This window comes from Nostoc sp. (assembly GCF_036917415.1).
GTDB lineage: Bacteria > Cyanobacteriota > Cyanobacteriia > Cyanobacteriales > Nostocaceae > Nostoc.
Genome location: NZ_JBALDJ010000085.1, coordinates 1 through 18,359, shown reverse-complemented (window position 1 = coordinate 18,359; position 18,359 = coordinate 1). Strand labels below are relative to the sequence as shown.

Here is an 18,359-nt window from a genome sequence, read left to right as displayed (position 1 = left end):
TGGTAGGAGCAACAGATTTATTAAAGGAAAGTTGAACTATGAGCTTCTTAAATAAAGCCAATTTGGGCAATACTTTATTAAACCAGATTCGCTCTCAGCTTGAGTCCGTAGAAATACATAATTCTAATCTGGCCAGACTATTGTGCAAAATAATTCCTTCTCATTGCCCTTTTGAAAGAACTGTTACAGTTCTCGGTCGGACTCTGTTTCAGATTCCACCTTTGTGCAAATTGAACCCCCTTTATGAACAGATAGTTAGTCTTCGTTTTAAGTGTTTATTATATTTAGTTAATGAATGTGGTGAGGATGCCAGAAAATATTGTTAAGCATAGGTTTTGTAAGAATTCAGCACCCAGGAGTCAGGAGTCAGAATTTATTAGGAATTTAGAATGATTGGTATATTTATTCATCAAAGGCTCTGCTGATTCTTTAACTATTCTGAATCCTGAGTTCTGACTCCTGAATTATTAACTAGGTTTCTATCAATAAAAATAGATTGGAGAAATATTTTTATCAAAAAAAATTGTATAAATAATCCTAGTTGCAATCAGATGTGAATACAAAATAAGCTGGCGAACGACTTAGAATCGATTTCACATTAGGTGAGGCTCAGAAGCTTTAAAAGTACTGTTTAACAACGTCAGCCTCGATAATATTATCGCTCCAAGTATGGTGCAACGTGACTTCACAAGAATTATTTTGGAGATTGATACTACGTCTAAGAGAATGTTTAAAAGTATTATTGCTAACAATGTAACCCCCTTAGCAAGTCTTCCTGACAATGAAATAAGGGTTTGACAGCCTCTCCCTCTTGGCGTCAGGCTGCTGTTAAACAAGCAAACAGAGGAATGGCAACTGGGTTTTTGGTATACTCTAGGACTTTTTAAACATCCTCTAACTGAGATTGATAGAATGAAAATAGTAAGAATTTGCACCATCTAGCCATCGAGACTCATGCCCTCTGAAATTGCTGTCGAGAAAAAAAAGTTAAAAAATCCACCTTTGGAGCTTCATTATTTAGGCGATCGCGTGCTGCGTCAAGCTGCAAAGCGGATTGCTAAAGTTGATAATGAACTTCGCCAAATAGTGCGCGAAATGCTGCAAACTATGTACAGCAAAGATGGCATTGGTTTGGCTGCGCCCCAAGTGGGAATTCATAAACAATTAATTGTCATCGACTTGGAACCAGAGAACGCAGCTAATCAGCCTTTAGTGTTGATTAACCCCACCATTAAACAAGTCAGCCGCGACATCTCTGTTGCCCAAGAAGGATGCTTGAGCATTCCCAACGTATATCTAGACGTGAAGCGCCCCGAAGTCGTAGAAATTGCCTATAAAGACGAATACGGTCGTCCCCGGACATTAAAGGCTAATGACCTCTTGGGACGCTGCATTCAGCACGAGATGGATCACCTTAACGGCGTGGTATTTGTAGATCGTGTAGAAAACTCCTTGACTTTAGCCCAGGAGCTATCTAAGAATGGCTTCTCGTATCAAGCGGTGAAACCAATAGCATAGGGGGGGGCAATAGTGTATTTAACTCCAAAAAGCAGTTTATTTCTGGGTGGTTCTTGTGTAAGTGCGATCGCGGCTGTCGGTTCGATTTTTGAACTCAGTTACGGACAACCAGATTTTGGTGTCACAGCCACGGCAATTATCCTGGTATTGAGCATTCCACTCACAGGATTATTTTTCTTTGCCGCAGTTAAGGACGCAAGGGCTAACATGAAATAAGCATCAGGTACATAAAAAAGGTAAAAGGATGAAGGAAAAAGGCAAAATTCATTCTTTTACCTTTTATTTTTGCTCTCCATTTTCCACTGCCCCTAAAGCTTTTAGCGTCATTAACTGCGCTGTGGTTAATCCTGTAACCCCAGTGATATTCATTTTTTCGTAGGGTCGTGGCGATCGCAGTATTCTTAGGCAATCACCCGTCGATACATCCCAAAGCTTAATTGTCTCATCTTGGCTACCACTAATCAGGGTTTGCCCATTGGGACTAAAGGCAACTGACTTTACCCAATTAGCCCCTTGCAAAGTTTTCAAGCACTTGCCATTATAGACATCCCATAATTTTATCGTTTGGTCTTCACTAGCACTAGCTAAAGTCTGACCATCAGGACTAAAGGCAACTGACCAGACTCGATTAGTATGCCCTTGCAAAGTTGTGAAGCACTTGCCCATGAAAACATCCCATAACTTCACTGTTTGGTCATCACTGCCACTAGCTAAAGTCTGACCATCTGGGCTGAAAGTAACTGACCTGATCCGATTGCTATGTCCCTCCAAAACTTGAAGACATTTTCCTGTATAAATATCCCATAACCTCACTCTTTGGTTTTCACTGCCACTAGCTAAAGTTTGACCATCGGGACTGAAAGCAACTGACCTTACCCAACTTGTATGCCCTTTCAAGGTTTGGAGACATTTACCATCAGTAACATCCCATAATTTCACCGTTTGGTCGTCACTGCCGCTAGCTAAAATTTGACCATTAGGACTAAAAGCAACTGACCTAATTCTATTAGTATGTTCCTGTAATTTTTTCAGGCATTGTCCCGTCTGAACATTCCATAATTTAATTGTTTGCTTTTCACTGCCGCTAGCTAAAATTTGACCATCAGGACTGAAGGCAATTGACCGTACCCAACTGTTATGCCCCTCCAAAATTTTGAGGAATTTATCGTTACGGACATTCCATAATTTAATTGTTTGCTTTTCACTGCCGCTAGCTAAAATTTGACCATCAGGACTGAAGGCAACTGACCGTACTCGATTGCTATGCCCTTGTAAGGTTGTCAAGGACTTACCATCCTGGACATTCCATAATTTAACTGTTTGGTTTTCACTACCACTAGCTAAAGTTTGACCATCGGGACTGAAAGCAACTGACCTTACCCGATTGGTATGCCCCTGGAAGGTTTTCAGACATTTATCATCACGAAGATCCCATAATTTCACACTTTGGTCGTCACCACCGCTAGCTAAAGTTTGACCATCGGGACTGAAGGCAACCGACCATACCCGATTAGTATGCCCCTGCAAGGTTTTCAGACATTTAGCATCACGAACATCCCATAATTTCACAGTTTGGTCGTCACTGCCAGTAGCTAAAATTTCACCATCGGGACTAAAAGCAACTGACCTTACCCAACTGCTATGCCCCTGCAAGATTTTCAGGCATTTACCATTGCGGACATCCCATAACTTCACTGTTTGCTTTTCACTGCCACTAGCTAAAGTTTGACCATCGGGACTGAAGGCAACTGACATAATTCGATTGGTATTCCCCTGCAAAGTTATCAGACATTTGCCGCTGTGGACATTCCATAACTTCACTGTTTGGTCTTCACTGCCACTAGCCAACATTTGACCATCGGGACTGAAGGCTACTGACCTGACCCAATTGCTATGTTCCTGCAAGGTTTTCAGGCATTTACCGTCACGAACATCCCATAACTTCACTGTTTGATCGTCACTGCCACTAGCTAAAGTTTGACCATCGGGACTGAAGGCTACTGATTTTACCCAACTGCTATGTCCAATACAGGTAAAAAGTAGCTTTCCATCTTCAACTTGCCACAAGTAAGTCTTGCCATCAGCATCACCTGTAGCCAAAAGTTTTCCATCCGGGCTAAATGCGACTGACGAAATACTAACTAATGTTTCTGAAAAAACGCATTTAGCTAAATCAGTATTGGCAAAATTTACCTGATGCAGATTCACACTTTGCAAATATGCTTGCCAAATAGTCAGATTAGAAAAGTCATAGCCGCTAAAATCAGTTTGTAGTTGACAAAGAATATTTAACAGATTTCCACCAGCATATCCTGGTGTTTGGGGAATCTGTCGCAGGGACAATAAAATTTGATATAGATGATGTTCAATATTTTTAGCATATCTAAAAATAGTTAATAACCTATCTATAATTGGTTTAATAATCAGGGTAATCTGAGTGTTTCTAATATAATCATTGGCCGTAGCTTCCATTAAAGCATGGCTCATAAATAATCTAATATTACAAGTGGTAATTTCGCGACAAACTTGTTCAATCAGTTGGTCAGTCATGTATTCCATGACCACAGACTGGAGGGTGAAAAGTGCTGTTCTTTGTTCAATTAGCGATCGCCGCCGTAGAGATTGTAGCGCTTCCATCACTTCCCTTTTGGGCAAAGGACGTACAATATCATTTAGCAATTCGTCGAGAGAAACTAACTCGCGCTTGATTGCTAGCCAATAAATTATTTCTTTTTCGATCTCTGACAACCGCTCAAATTGCTGGTCTAGTAAATTTCGGGTGTCACCAAAAATTATCTCTCCTTCAGCCAGAAAAGCAGCGATATCACCATCAAATAACTCCCGAATTGGCTCAGAAACCAGCTTTAATGCTAAAGGATTGCCTGAATACTTCTCAACAAGTTTGGCCCATTCCTGTTGGGAGCCAAATAACCCTTTATCTTGGAGAATTTCTTGCCCTTCTGTTTCTCCTAAGCCAACTAATAATAATGTTCTGACTGGTGATGTTTCTCCCTCTAAAGGCGCAAATTCTTTTGGTTTTTCGCGAGATGTCAACACCAAACAGCTTTGATGTGGTTCTTCCCCTACCCGTCTAAGTAGTTGACCATAATCTTCATATTCTTGTCTATATTGTCCAGCGCGATCGCCTTCTTGGAAAATTGTCTCTGTATTATCAAATACCACAAGACAACGACGCTCTCGTAAATAATTAATCAGCAGCGTTACTCTACCATCTATGGTTTCTGGCAAATATGTTTCCCTCTGATCGGATAAAAACCCGATCAGGTTCGCTAACATCTCTGCAACAGGTGGCGCATTGCGGAGACTTCGCCAAATCAAATACTCAAAATTTTCCTGAACTTCCTTTGCCAGTTTCACAGATAAAGCTGTTTTGCCGATTCCGCCCATTCCCAATATTGCCACTAGTTGGCAGTTATCCTCGATCAGCCACTGCCTTAGCTGAGACAATTCTGCTATACGTCCATAAAAAACGCAGACACCAGGCGCTTCACCCCAATCTTGGCAGTTTTGGGTAATATTCAGCAAAGATGCTTGATACTCAGATTCTATAACTTGCTGTAACTTAGTGAGCTTACCTGGACCGTTACCAGTAACATTAAATTTCTTGTAAACTTCGCTTAATCTTTTGCGTACTGCCTCGGCGCTGATTGCCAATTTTTTAGCGATCGCATTTGGCGATCGTCCCTCAACAGCATATAAAAACACTTCGATCTCGCTGTTAGACAAGCACCGTTTTTCGGCTAAAGCCAAAAGAAGGTTTTCGGGAATGACACTCATACTCACACAAAGACATATTACAAACCAATGTTATCTCACATAGTGAGATAACATTACTGCCAATCTGGTATCCCCTCAATATTTCGGGGTAAACATTTGCTGCTCTGGGAATGCTTTCTTGGGCTTTGTCGTTTTTTCTCTGACGGGGTGGGCGATCGCGCGGATGAGTTTAGTGTACCTCACTTAGATACATTCAGTCTACTTAGTTTGTGCAACTGGCTGCACGCGCAAGCCCTCTGTCTCATCAACCGTAGGAGTGGCAATGAGCGATTCATTTCCTGTCAGACCTGATGTAATTTCTACTTCAGTACCATAATCTCGCCCAACGGCAACTTTTTGATAATGCACTGTATGGTCTTTGGTTACAGTTGCTACCTGCGTACCTCCGGCATTAACAACTAAGGCACTATCTGGCACGACAAAAGGAGGATTGGTGCGGTTAATGGCAAATCTGACATTGGCATACATCCCAGGTCGCAGCGTCGCGTCTAAATTGTGTACTTCTAATTGTGTCAGTAAAGTGCGAGTAGTTGGATCTATGGCATTGCTAGTACGTACTACTTTACCCGTAAACACTCGTTGGGGTAACTCTCTGACTGTAATTTGTGCTGTTTGTCCAGTTTGAAGTGACTGTGATAAACTCTGGGGAACACTCACATTTACGTTTAGATTGTCATAAGCAGCAATAGTATAAAGGCTGGTATTGCTAGTGTTAGTGTTGCTGGTACTGGTGTTGCCATTACCTGCTGAAATTAAAACACCTGTATTGACATTACGTGCAGTAATCACTCCTGCAAAAGGAGCAGTGACTTTCTTATAAGACTGCAATACGGTATTACGCTGGAAGTTTGCAAGACTTGCGTAGGCGTTAGCTTGTGCTGCTTTGATGTTGGCAGAATCAGAATTAATAGTGTTTTGTGCTGCCTCAACGCTGGCAAGATTAGCTTGATATGTAGCATATTTTGTATCTGCATCTTGTTGAGGTACTGCACCTTGCTTGACAAGAAGTTGCCAGCGCTGCCAGCTCTGACGTGCGATCAATAGATTAGCGCGGGCTTGCTTCAAATCAGAAATACTTTTAGCCAAATTAGCACGAGTTTGAGATACATTGGCTTGTGCTTGCACTACCTCTGCCTTCGCTTGCAGAACTTGCTGATCGGTGTCTGGTGAATCAATTTCTGCCAACAACTGACCGGCTCGGACGCGATCGCCAATATCTGCGTACCACCGCCGTAAATACCCAGTACTGCGAGCGTAGATGGTCGTTTGATTCAGGGCTACAACACTGCCAGGTAGTTCCACTTTCGTAGCACCAGTAGCACGACGGGGAGCGATCGTGTTGACAGAGGGTAGGGTGCTTGCTTCCTTGACTGCTGCTTGTAATTCTGACTTTTGGCTTAATCGGGGTAGAATGCCTATGGCCAGTAAGCTACCAAAAAAAACAGCACCAATTACAGCCCAACCAATTGCACCGATGCCGCGCCTGTGTTTTTTAGAAGTCGTTTGTTGTTCAGAATCAGGAGATGGACGATGTTGAGAATCCATAGGTAAACTGTCCTGTATTATCTAAGAAAGCAGAAATTTAGCAGCTAGAATCATTACCATCATTGGCTTTGACAATTTTGTTCTTTGTAACCTGCCTATAGGGCAGAGTTTGAATTGCTCATGACTTGCCTTGAGATGATGACAACGAGTATTCTGTCTGTGAATCTGAGAAATTTAAATCGTCATCATCCCGATCGATAGGACGAGGTTGTTGACGCCGCATAATGCTGTATACAACAGGTACAAAAATGAGAGTCGCGACTGTTGCAGCTGACAAGCCGCCAATTACAGCGCGACCCAAAGGTGCATTCTGCTCACCACCTTCACCAAGACCGAGAGACATTGGCACCATACCGATAAGCATGGCTAAGGCAGTCATCAACACAGGACGCAACCTTGTATAGCCTGCCGCTTGCGCTGCTTTATAGGCATTTTCCCCTTCCTGACGTTGCTCATTAGCAAAAGCGATCATTAGAATACTGTTTGATGTCGCTACACCGATACTCATAATTGCACCCATTAACGAAGGAACGCTGAAAGTGGTGCGGGTGACAAACAGCATCCAGACAATACCAGCTAAGGCACTTGGCAGTGCCATCATAATAATCAGGGGATCGAGCCAAGATTGGAAGTTCACCACCATTAAGCAGTAAACCAGTACAATTGCAAACACAAGTCCTAAACCAAGTCCCAGAAAGGAAGAGTTCATCGTTTGCACTTGCCCGCGGACATTAATCTGACTTCCCTTAGGCAATTTTTTCTGATAATCAGCGATGATTCGATTTACATCGCCGGCAACTCCCCCAAGGTCGCGACCAGAGGAGTTAGCGTAGATATCGAAAACTGGCTGAATGTTGTAGTGATTCACAACTTGCATTACTGTGTCGCGTTTGACACTAGCCAAATTACCTAAAAGTTGGGGTGCAGTTTGACCGTTGCCAACTGGCGTATTTTTTAGGCTGTCAATAGAGTCAATTTTGTACTGGGGAACTTGTACGGCAAGGGTGTAACTCACGCCTTTTTTAGGATCGAGCCATTGGTTAATTGCAGCTTGACCGCTTGAACTTAAGGAAGTGAGGACACTATTGGCAACATCACGCTGGGTCATACCCAGTTGTTGAGCCTCGGTGCGATCTACATCTAGACGTAATTTTGGGGCATCGACAACTTGCTGAAGATGTACATCTACAGCCCCAGGAATGCGCGTCATCCGGGCAGCGATTTGTTGGGCAATTTCAAAGTTGCCCTTTGAGTTTTTCAGAGGGCCAGATATTTGCACATCAACAGCAGCAGGCAAACCGAAATTGAGAATTTGAGTCACAATATCAGCAGGCTCAAAAAAGAAGGTGTAGCTGGGAAATGTCGCTTTCAATCTCTGGCGGAGTTGTTTGATGTAAGAAAAAGTTGAACCAGATTCTTTTAGAGACACAAGAATATCAGCATCAGCCTGCCCAATTGTGGCACCGTTGTAGCCATAAGTAAGGTTAATGCCACTGGTGGGTAAGCCGATGTTATCCAGAATCAGAGAGAGATTCTCCTTCGGTACAGTCTGGCGGATAACGCCTTCGACTTGGCTGACAATTTTTTCTGTCTCTTCCAAACGAGTACCAGGTAAGGCTCGAACATGGAGGCTAAACTGACCACCATCGACTTCAGGGAAAAAGTCTTGACCGACGAACGGCAACAAAACTCCTGCACTGACGATAAAAGCACCAAACAGCACAAAGACTATGCGGCGGTGATTTAATGCTGAGGTCAGGACATTGTAGTACCAACTGCGAAATTTCTCAAATTGTCGATTAAACTTTTCATGTAGCCGCCATATCCAATCTTTCTTCACAGGTTTGGCAGTTTTCGTTGCTGCCTCTTCTGTTTGCTGGTGGTTGTCGTTACCATTATTGTTTTGAACTGACGAATGGGTGTGGTGGTCGCGATTATCATGGATTTCGACTAGTGAAGAATGGCTGTGGCGATTGTCGCGACCATTATTGTTTTGAACTGGCGAATCAGTATGGTGGTTGTCGCGACCATTATTGTTTTGGACTGGCGAATCTAGATGATGGTTATCGCTATGACCATTATGATCCTCGCTTTCTCTATGCCAGTCTACTTCAGATGGTAAAAGATAGCTTGCCATTGTCGGGACTACAGTCCGAGATAGCAGATATGAAGCAAGCATCCCAAATACTACCGCCATTGCTAGGGGGACAAATAGGTACTTTGCCACTCCACTTAAAAACACGACCGGCACAAAGACAATACAAATACATAATGTTGCTACAAGTGCTGGAGTGGCGATTTGCTGTGCCCCATCTAAGATTGCTCGCTTGATGGGTTTACCTTGTCCAAGATTTCGGTGGATATTTTCAATTTCTACGGTGGCATCATCTACAAGAATACCAACAGCTAAGGATAAACCACCTAAGGTCATGATGTTGAAAGTTTGTCCCAAACGACTCATCACAATAATTGAAACTAGCATCGAGAGAGGAATCGATACGGCCACAATTAGGGTGCTGCGCCAACTTCCCAGGAAAATCAAAATCATCACCGCGGTGAGACAGGCTGCAATCAATCCTTCTTTGAGAACGCCTTGAATCGAAGCTTTCACAAATATAGATTGATCGAATAAAAACGCTAAATTCAGTTCTGGGGGCAAGGTGGATTGGATGCGAGGCAAAGCTTTTTTTACCCGATCGATCACATCTATCGTCGAGGCATTGCCACTCTTTAGGATACTAAGTAAGCTCGATCGTCTGCCATTCTGACGCACAATGTTTGATTGCACACCAAAGCCATCTCTTACCTGCGCGACATCACGAATGGAAATGACAGTACCATTAACTTGCTTAATCGGTAAGTCGTTGAGTGCTGCCACCACATCTGGACTATTGTTGATTTGTACGGCGAAGTCGCGATCGCCTATCTTCATATCACCTGCGGGCAAAACCAGGTTTTGGGCACTGACAGCATTAGTCACATCTTGAGCAGAAATGCCATTAGCCAACATCGCTTGGGGATCGATATCAACCATAATTTGCCGAGGTTTACCACCATAAGGCAGAGGTATACTCGCTCCTTGCACTGTTGCTAATTGGGTGCGGACGAAGTTGGTAGCATAGTCGAAGAGTGCTTCTTCCGGTAAGGTTTTGCTACTGACACTCATCTGGATAATCGGCACCGAAGAAGCATTGTATTGAATGATGAATGGCGGTGTAATCCCAGGTGGCAAAGGCCGGAGAATTGTTTGGCTGACAGAGGTAATTTGAGCAACTGCTGAGGCGATATTAGCGTTGGGTTGGAAGAAAACCTTGACGACACTCACACCACTTAAAGATTGAGACTCAATGTGTTCTATGTCACCAACGGTTGTGGTCATAGCGCGTTCGCTAATGGTGACGATTCGCTGTGCCATTTCCTCAGATGTGGTACCAGTGTAAGTCCAAACTACGCTGACAACCGGAATGTTAATTGCGGGAAAAATGTCAACTGGTGTACCAAATATCGTGACTGCACCCAGGATCGCAATCATCAAAGCGGCGATCGCGAATGTATACGGAAGACGTAAAGCAATTTTGACGATCCACATAGTTAGTTAGGATACTTCAAAAGTTTTTTGTGTTCAAGCTGACTGAGGTTGGCGTTTGAGCTAATTGAAGTTGTTCTGTTTGGAGTTGCTCAACTAGCCACTCAATTTCTGATTTGATCACTTCAACTGCGCGCTTTTGCACTTTCGCTTGATATAAATCATCAGTAACTTCAAGTGCTTTTTTCTCTGCAAGGCGTAACTGACATAACATCAATCGGTGTTCGATTAACTCGACTCGTTCTTCGGGTAATAAATGACTAAAGAAAAAAAATTTGATAAAGAATCGCGATCGCATATTCACCCAGCTTTCATGAGGAAATGCCAGCATCTCTTCATACCAAGTGGTTTTGCCGAGGTGTGTAATCTCATATACCTTTCCACACTGTCCACCTTCTTCTACTTGTTCTGCACATAGGATCGCTTCACCTTGTTCTTCCATGCGCTTCAAAAGAGGATAAATCGCGCCATAGTTGACACAAATACTGCAACTCATAAACATCTCTAGTTGCTGTTTGAGCCGATAACCATTTAAAGGCTCTCGCTGTAATAGACCTAATACTGCTAGCTTCAGCATTTTGATATATCAATTTGATATGTCGATCAACAATATCAAATTGAGCCTTTTTAGCCAAGTACTTAAGGTTCAATTGTCAGAATTCTCTGTGATACCGTAAAGGCGAAGCCGCATAAGTTAGCTGTGGGCTAGTTAGGGACAAGTGAGACGCCCACCTCACAAGAGGTATAAGTAGGTGGGCGTAAATAATTATCGTTAGTATAAGGCAGGGAACAGGAGGCAGGGAGCAGGGAGAAAAAGGGTTTGAGCCTTATTTACTTTTCTTCACATAATTCGGTTTTATTCTGCCCACTTACTTATATAGTTGAGTATTATTTTATTTGAAAGTCCCTTAGTGCCAAAAGTGAGGATTCATTTGGAGACTTCAGCCAGATTTGTAGCAATACAGTTCAGTTAAGCCTAAAAATTATACTAACGTAGGTTGGGGAGCCACTGCGTTGCGGGGATTCCCGTTGTTGTTCGCGCAGCGTCTCCCCTAGGGAGAAGCAAGTGGCGTTCGAGGAATGAAACCCAACATTATCGAGACTTTGTTGAATAACGCTTACGCTCAACCCAAGCGTATTGGGATTTGTAGTATCTTATGCTGTTTAAATAATTTTCTCTACAGTTTACCTTGACCTAAGTAACCAAGTTACTTTATAGTGAGTTTAACAGTAGAAACCACGGTGACTTAGTAAGGTTACGGGTGAATTAAAAAAACTTAGTGAGCAAAAGATAAAGGCAAAGGCTGGAACTGCAAATTCTGAAAAAGGCAATTTGTATACAAATTACCTGTAGGAATTTCGAGGGTTCAATGTGCGTAGTATGCCTTCTATGCGATTACGCGCATTGAGCGCCTGATTTTTGATATCCAGATTGCTCTGGGAATTCATCAAAGAGCTTAATTTTTCATAATCTGCAAATATCAAGACCAGCTTTTTTGGTATTCCCACTCCTGAATAGAGTGGGACTGTTGTCTACCTTGATTTGGTGGGAGCAAAGCTGTGGAAATTCACTGTTTCTTTAGTGTGGTCGGGGGAGTGCAAACTGCTACCTAGATTCAACTTTCAAAACAGGAAAAAACTATGAAACCCAGTCTAAAAGATAACGATAATCTGTTGTTCAAGTGGTTTTGTATAGGACTCAAATATTTTCTGCTGGCGCTGCTGGGGCTGGGAATAGCTTTTGTTGTGTCTCACACTTTTGGGGCAAATGCGATAGTTGGGATGCTTTTATCCGCAAGTCTACGGTCATGGGTTGCGAGGATAGCGATTTCCCTAGTCTGTCTATTTGCGATCGCCATGATCTATGAGTCTTGGGGTTAAAACTAAGCCTTTAGCTGAGTGAAGGTCAGCTAAAGGCTTCGTAACTTTTCATTTGGAGATTATATCATGCCCAACAAAACGGCTCTGAGTTAGAGGATGTCTGAGAAGTATCAAATATTTGTTGATCCCCTTTAACCCACGCCAGTCGCTCATGGGGGAAACCCCCAAGACCGCGCTGGCTCCCCAAAGGGGGGAATAAAAGTCTTAAAGTCCCCCTTTTTAAGGGGGATTTAGGGGGATCTCCAAGGGTTAGGTGTATACAAAAAAACTTTTCAGACATCCTCTTAGAAACACTTTCGCCACTTTTAGTCATCTTAGTGGCAGGGTCAATTTTTTTGGCAATTGTCAACAAAGCTAATCACCCGGCATATTTTGACATAGTTAAAATAACTATGGCCTAAGCTTTGGCTCAATCAAGTTCCAAGGAAAAAGTAAACATTCCAATCGCCAGGATGAAGAAGATTGTAGACGAGTTGAAGTAGCAGACGTAAGAACTATCTGTGAAGGCAATAAAAAATAACTGTTTTTACAGATAGTCTACCAAAGGGGAGTTGCAGATTCTAATTTACTTCTAAAATAGAAGAATGCTGTCAACTTCCACTCAACTACTGCGACTGTCTCAAGGACAACTTAACTTACTAGAAGCTTGTCCGCGTAAATTTCAACATACTTACCTCGAAAAACTCAATTCCCCCTCAAATCCAGAACAAGAAGAACGGCTAACTTTGGGTAGTCGTTTTCACTTGCTAATGCAGCAACGAGAAATGGGTTTGCCAATTGATAGTTTCCTAGAAGCAGATGCTCAACTGCAAAGCTGGATGCTGGGTTTTGCCGATGCAGCCCCAGAAATCTTAACCGCTGGATCTGATAATCAAACTTTCCGTGAAAGCGAACACTACCGCACTCTGCAAGTTCAGGACTATTTGCTGACAGTTGTCTATGATTTATTGATTGCAGATAACCAACAAGCGCAAATTCTCGACTGGAAAACATATCCTAAACCACCCAATAAACGCAAGTTAGAATCCAACTGGCAAACACGGCTTTATCTGTATGTATTGGCAGAAACTAGCGACTATTTGCCAGAAAAGATTTCCATGACTTATTGGTTTGTCCAATCTGAAGGCAAACCGCAAAATATTAAATTTAATTACAGTACTGTTCAACACGCACAAACAGGAAAGAAACTTAATCAACTATTAAGTCAGTTAACTAATTGGTTAGAAAATTACCAAAATAACCAGCAGTTTCCCCAAGTAGTGGAGGGTAGTAAAAACTGTGATTATTGTCAGTTTGCCAAACGTTGCGATGCCTACGGCGGTAAACTACGCATCCAAGCAACTGAAGAAGCAATAAAAGATTCATTGCCAACTTTTGACAGCATTCAAGAAGTCTCACTTTGATTTGATCCGCAGGATTGTGTTGCTAAAACAGATTACTTATACCTGTAGACTCTTGTAAAAAATCAAAAAGTAATGTATAGCCCTTTTTTTTACTCTAAAGCATTTGAAAGCATTTTTATTAAAAGAGCTAAATTCGGTAAATGCTCTTTTTTTTCATTCAATAACCAATTAAGCAATTCAAAGTTATTTTTCACTTGCTCAAGAGATTGAAAATACGATCCCATTTGACCAGGGTTAAAATAGTTTCCTGGAATGCCGAAATTTTTACCTAACAAGGGAGACGTATCTTTATCCAGTTCATTGAATAGCATATCATAGAGAGGCAACCAATCATAGCCAAGTCCTATATCACATTGAGGATTATAATACTTGGTAATTGCAAAATCACCATACTGGCTTATATCCTCTGTATCGAGCATTTCTTTCCATGAAGAATCTAAAGGTTCGCCTTCATCAGGATATTTAAGGTATGAAAAGTTATTTTCGATAAAAGTAATTAACTCGTTTTTTTGGTTAACAATAAGTGCATTTTCTAAAATATCAGCTAATTCTTGAATAAACGCATCGTAATCAAAGACAAATGCTTTATGTTCCATTGACATTTTTTAAAAATTCCTTGTCGCCAAAATTAACATAGTGGTGTTAGCTGACAAAATAAATCTTCTGAAATAGTTGAGAACGCTAAAAGTCCGTAATCATCTATGTAAATCAATCACAATTTCTAAATTTATGTCAACTTTTGATGAAACTGAAGCAATTTATGTACGCGAATTAGGAATTGATGACATTGCTCCCGTTTACCACTTGGGAGAAGGGTTATTTACCAGCGATTTATATCCTTATTTATACCGCACCTGGGACGAATGGGAAGTGATTGGACTTTACAACACCGATCCAGAATACTGTCTTGTGGCCGAAACAGATGGGGAATTAGCAGGATTCATTTTGGGAACCATCATCACCAAAGCATCCTGGACTTATGGATATATTTTATGGCTGGGAGTTAGTCCGAAGTATCAGCGTCGGGGAGTTGCAGACAAGTTGGTTGATAAAGTCGTCGCCCGGATGATTGAAGATGGAGCGCGGTTTATGCTGGTAGATACTGACCCCACGAATACTTCAGCATTAAAGTTTTTTAACCGCAAAGGTTTTGGTAATATCCGCCAGCATATTTTCTTGTCGATGAATTTAAGCAAGCACGAATATTATGGCAGATTGATTGATTACGAACACCAAAAAGCTGAAAGAGCAGGTTACAGGCGATGTCTACGACGGGCTACGCCTACGCGTCCAGCAATTCGTGCCCGTAAACCTGATAGTGTTGCTAATGAAGTCGTCCTCAATCCTCTAGTAAATGAATCTCAAATAACTGAGGAGTAGTCTCCAATCTAACAAAAGTTAGGAGTAATCCTTTCAAAGTGAGTAAAATTTTTGGACAATAATTCCTCTTTTCTCCGTGTTCTCTGCGTCTCTGTGGTTCAAGAAATTACTTTTAAACCGCAGAGGCACAGAGAACGCAGAGAGAAAAGCATGATGGCGATTGTTACTTTTGAATTTAGAGCAAAGCGACGTGACTTATGTCTATAGAATTTGGGCGGGAAATTTGCGGCAATCTTGACATTGCAGAATCGCGGGAGTGGTTAGTTACTAACGGTATTGGTGGTTACGCCTCTGGGACTGTGGCTGGTTTATTGACCCGGCGCTATCACGGACTATTGGTAGCAGCATTGAAACCACCTCTAGGTCGTACCTTACTGCTGGCAAAACTAGATGAAACTGTCCTGTATGATACCCGCTCTTATTCTCTAGACACTAATCGTTGGGCAGATGGGATTGTCAGTCCGCAAGGTTATCAGCATATTGAACATTTTTCTCTGGAAGGTACAATTCCTGTATGGTGTTTTGCTGTTGCTGATGCCTTATTAGAAAAACGGGTGTGGATGCAACAAGGCGCGAACACAACTTATGTCCAATATACTTTGCATCGTGCCACTCAACCGCTAAAGTTGACGCTCAAAGCAATAGTCAACTACCGCGATTATCACAGCGACACTCAAAGCAATGGTTGGCAGATGTCTGTAGAGGAGGTAGAACAAGGAATTTGTGTAACTGCTTATCCGGGTGCTGTACCACTATATCTACTGAGTGATTCATCTAAAGGCGATCGCAGCATTTCACGCGCTAGTGCATCTGTTGTTCACAATTGGTATCATAGCTTTGACTTGGCAATTGAACGCTATCGGGGATTGAGAGATAAAGAAGACCACCTCCACGCCGCGACTTTTGAAGTTACACTGAATCCTGGGGAAGCGATCGCGTTTGTAGCCAGTACAGAAAAACAACCAAATCTCAATGGTGAAGCGGCATTAAAGTTACGTCGCGCTCAAGAGCAGAAGTTAACAGGATTTTGGAAAAATAATCGACCCCTCAAGACTAAGGAATCACCTAGCTGGATCGACCACTTAGTATTAGCAGCTGACCAGTTTATTGTCGATCGCTCATTACCAGAAGACCCGCAGGGTAAAACCATCATCGCTGGTTATCACTGGTTTAGCGACTGGGGACGCGACACCATGATTAGTCTACCTGGTTTGACAATTTCCACTGGTCGCCCAGAGGTAGCACGTTCAATTCTTCGCACTTTTGCCAGATATGTAGACCAGGGAATGTTACCTAATCGCTTTCCCGATGCGGGTGAGCAACCAGAATATAATACAGTCGATGCCACTCTTTGGTACTTTGAAGCAGTCCGCGCCTACTACAGCGCTACAGATGATGATACTTTGCTTGGTGAACTCTTTCCCATACTTGCAGACATCATTAATTGGCACTGTCGCGGTACACGCTACAACATCGACCTCGATGCAGCCGATGGCTTACTTTATGCAGGCGTTGCAGGTGTACAACTGACCTGGATGGATGCCAAAGTTGACGATTGGGTAGTTACGCCCCGAATTGGCAAACCGATTGAAGTTAACGCCCTTTGGTATAATGCTTTACGAACAATGGCAAAGTTTGCCCGTCAACTTGGTAAACCACATCAAGAGTATGAGGCAATGGCAGACCGGGCTAAGTATAGATTTTCTCGCTTCTGGAATGACGAGACAGGTTATTGCTATGACGTTTTAGACAGTCCTGATGGTGATGATTCGTCGTTACGTCCTAACCAAATATTTGCTGTGTCATTACCAGAAAGTCCGCTTACACCTACCCAGCAAAGGGGTGTGGTGGAAGCTTGCGGGCGAACGCTGCTGACTTCTCATGGGTTGCGATCGCTAGCCCCCGATCGTTCCCAATATCAGGGTAAATACGGAGGAAACCAGTATCAACGTGATGGAGCTTACCACCAGGGGACAGTTTGGGGTTGGTTGTTGGGGCCGTTCGTCTTAGCACACCTGCACGTCTACAAAAATCCTGAGCAGGCTCGTAAATTTTTGGAACCAATGGCTAATCACCTCAACGCGCACGGTGTTGGTAGTCTCAGCGAAATTTTTGATGGTGATGCCCCGATGACTCCACGGGGATGCATTGCCCAAGCGTGGACAGTGGCAGAGGTTTTGCGTGCTTGGTTGGCGACAACGAGTTGATACGGGGAATCTCCTGCTTATCCGAACTGTAGTCTGTCTGCAAAGTCGATTTTGTCAAGAATTTTTAAGAAATTAACATCCTTCAGAAAAGGAAAGACGTGATGCTGAAGTAATCCTCAAAAGTTTATAGACACGCCCTAGTGTTAGGAGGAAATTATGGCGTCAGGAATGATGATCGAAGGCAAATGGACAACTGATGGGAATAAATCAGATCCCAATGATAGGTTCAATGAAACGCCAACAACGTTTTGCGATCCCATAACCGCCGATGGTTCTAGTGGGTTTAAGGCAGAAGCAGGACGCTATCACCTCTACGTTTCCTTAGCCTGTCCGTGGGCGCATCGCACCTTAATTATGCGAGAAATCAAAGGTTTGAATGATCTAATCTCGCTTAACGTATCCCTAATCTTAAGCAAGCTACGCGCAGCGTCTCATAGAGAAGTTATCGCTGCCTATTCATAGAAAGGAAATTGCACAATCCAACTGGAGTAACACCATGAACCTTGTATCAGGTATCCACCATGTTGCAGTGGTGACAGCAGATATCGATCGATTTATCGACTTCTATACTGATGTATTCGAGATGCCAGTAATCTTTCAAGAGACGACCCCAGCCTTTCGTCACGTACTTCTGCTAGCTGGATCGCAGAGCGTGCTTCACGCAGCAGAGATGCCTAATAATATTCATAGTTCTGGATTGCCGGATATGTTTGGGCGAGGACACATCGACCACTTAGCTTTGAATGCCCCAACAGAATCAGCATTTCAGATTATCCGCCGCAAACTCATAGATCGAGGTGTGAGTGATGGCGCGATTGCCGACCTCGGCCCAGTACTTAACTTGTCATTTTCCGATCCTGATGGTATGCATATCGAAGTTTGCTTCATCGTCGATGCTTCACTTCAAGGTTTTCACCAACCGCGACCATATCTAGAGACTATCAACCAACAGGGTTAGCGCGTCTCAAACCCTATTGACAAAAGGACTTGCCTGATAGGCAATCAAGTTGGAAACAAAGTGGGACTATCCGGGCTAGGGTA

Annotated in this window: 14 protein-coding genes; 9 read left to right on the top strand and 5 right to left on the bottom strand. The window is 42.8% G+C overall.

Features of this window, described 5'->3' with window-relative positions; genetic code table 11:
* Positions 1-38 precede the first annotated feature (38 nt).
* The 3 genes from V7K41_RS18295 (at position 39) to V7K41_RS18285 (ending at position 1,734) form a co-directional block, all read left to right on the top strand.
* The gene (locus V7K41_RS18295; protein ID WP_334850390.1) at positions 39-326 is read left to right on the top strand and encodes a Mo-dependent nitrogenase C-terminal domain-containing protein; all 288 of its coding nucleotides are present in this window, start codon (positions 39-41) and stop codon (positions 324-326) included.
* Between the two features lie 628 nt (positions 327-954).
* Positions 955-1,518 carry a peptide deformylase gene (def, locus tag V7K41_RS18290; RefSeq protein WP_334850388.1) on the top strand — a complete coding sequence of 188 codons (564 nt, stop codon included), beginning with the start codon at positions 955-957 and terminating at the stop codon, positions 1,516-1,518.
* 12 nt (positions 1,519-1,530) lie between these two features.
* Positions 1,531-1,734 carry a hypothetical protein gene (locus V7K41_RS18285; RefSeq protein ID WP_334850386.1) on the top strand — a complete coding sequence of 68 codons (204 nt, stop codon included), beginning with the start codon at positions 1,531-1,533 and terminating at the stop codon, positions 1,732-1,734.
* Positions 1,735-1,797: 63 nt separating this feature from the next.
* On the opposite strand, the gene V7K41_RS18280 is transcribed toward V7K41_RS18285, so the two are convergent.
* The 4 genes from V7K41_RS18280 to V7K41_RS18265 form a co-directional block, all read right to left on the bottom strand.
* A complete protein-coding gene (locus tag V7K41_RS18280) occupies positions 1,798-5,316 on the bottom strand; it encodes an NB-ARC domain-containing protein (RefSeq protein WP_334850384.1) in 3,519 nt (1,172 codons plus the stop codon).
* 198 nt (positions 5,317-5,514) lie between these two features.
* On the bottom strand, positions 5,515-6,861 hold the full coding sequence (locus V7K41_RS18275) for an efflux RND transporter periplasmic adaptor subunit (protein ID WP_334850382.1): 1,347 nt from the start codon (positions 6,859-6,861) through the stop codon (positions 5,515-5,517).
* A 118-nt stretch (positions 6,862-6,979) separates the two neighbouring features.
* Positions 6,980-10,450, bottom strand: a complete 3,471-nt coding sequence (locus V7K41_RS18270; RefSeq protein WP_334850380.1) for an efflux RND transporter permease subunit — start codon at positions 10,448-10,450, stop codon at positions 6,980-6,982.
* A gap of 16 nt (positions 10,451-10,466) precedes the next feature.
* Positions 10,467-11,024: a PadR family transcriptional regulator gene (locus tag V7K41_RS18265; protein ID WP_334850378.1), complete on the bottom strand. Its 558-nt coding sequence runs from the start codon at positions 11,022-11,024 to the stop codon at positions 10,467-10,469.
* A 1,064-nt stretch (positions 11,025-12,088) separates the two neighbouring features.
* Between V7K41_RS18265 and V7K41_RS18260 the strand changes: the two genes are divergently transcribed.
* Together V7K41_RS18260 and V7K41_RS18255 are read left to right on the top strand one after the other, a co-directional pair.
* Positions 12,089-12,328 carry a hypothetical protein gene (locus tag V7K41_RS18260; protein WP_334850377.1) on the top strand — a complete coding sequence of 80 codons (240 nt, stop codon included), beginning with the start codon at positions 12,089-12,091 and terminating at the stop codon, positions 12,326-12,328.
* 584 nt (positions 12,329-12,912) lie between these two features.
* Positions 12,913-13,731, top strand: coding sequence for a PD-(D/E)XK nuclease family protein (locus tag V7K41_RS18255; RefSeq protein ID WP_334850376.1), 819 nt, complete (start codon positions 12,913-12,915; stop codon positions 13,729-13,731).
* An 89-nt stretch (positions 13,732-13,820) separates the two neighbouring features.
* On the opposite strand, the gene V7K41_RS18250 is transcribed toward V7K41_RS18255, so the two are convergent.
* On the bottom strand, positions 13,821-14,333 hold the full coding sequence (locus V7K41_RS18250; RefSeq protein WP_334850374.1) for a hypothetical protein: 513 nt from the start codon (positions 14,331-14,333) through the stop codon (positions 13,821-13,823).
* A 127-nt stretch (positions 14,334-14,460) separates the two neighbouring features.
* Between V7K41_RS18250 and V7K41_RS18245 the strand changes: the two genes are divergently transcribed.
* From V7K41_RS18245 to V7K41_RS18230, 4 genes are all read left to right on the top strand, one after another.
* Complete coding sequence (locus V7K41_RS18245; protein WP_334850372.1) at positions 14,461-15,111, top strand: GNAT family N-acetyltransferase; 651 nt, start codon at positions 14,461-14,463, stop codon at positions 15,109-15,111.
* A 197-nt stretch (positions 15,112-15,308) separates the two neighbouring features.
* Positions 15,309-17,318 (top strand): amylo-alpha-1,6-glucosidase, encoded by a 2,010-nt coding sequence (locus V7K41_RS18240; RefSeq protein WP_334850370.1) that lies wholly within the window; start codon positions 15,309-15,311, stop codon positions 17,316-17,318.
* A gap of 156 nt (positions 17,319-17,474) precedes the next feature.
* Entirely contained in the window at positions 17,475-17,780 is a 306-nt protein-coding gene (locus V7K41_RS18235) for a hypothetical protein (RefSeq protein ID WP_334850368.1), read from the top strand.
* Between the two features lie 34 nt (positions 17,781-17,814).
* The gene (locus V7K41_RS18230) at positions 17,815-18,276 is read left to right on the top strand and encodes a VOC family protein (RefSeq protein ID WP_334850366.1); all 462 of its coding nucleotides are present in this window, start codon (positions 17,815-17,817) and stop codon (positions 18,274-18,276) included.
* Positions 18,277-18,359: the final 83 nt, after the last annotated feature.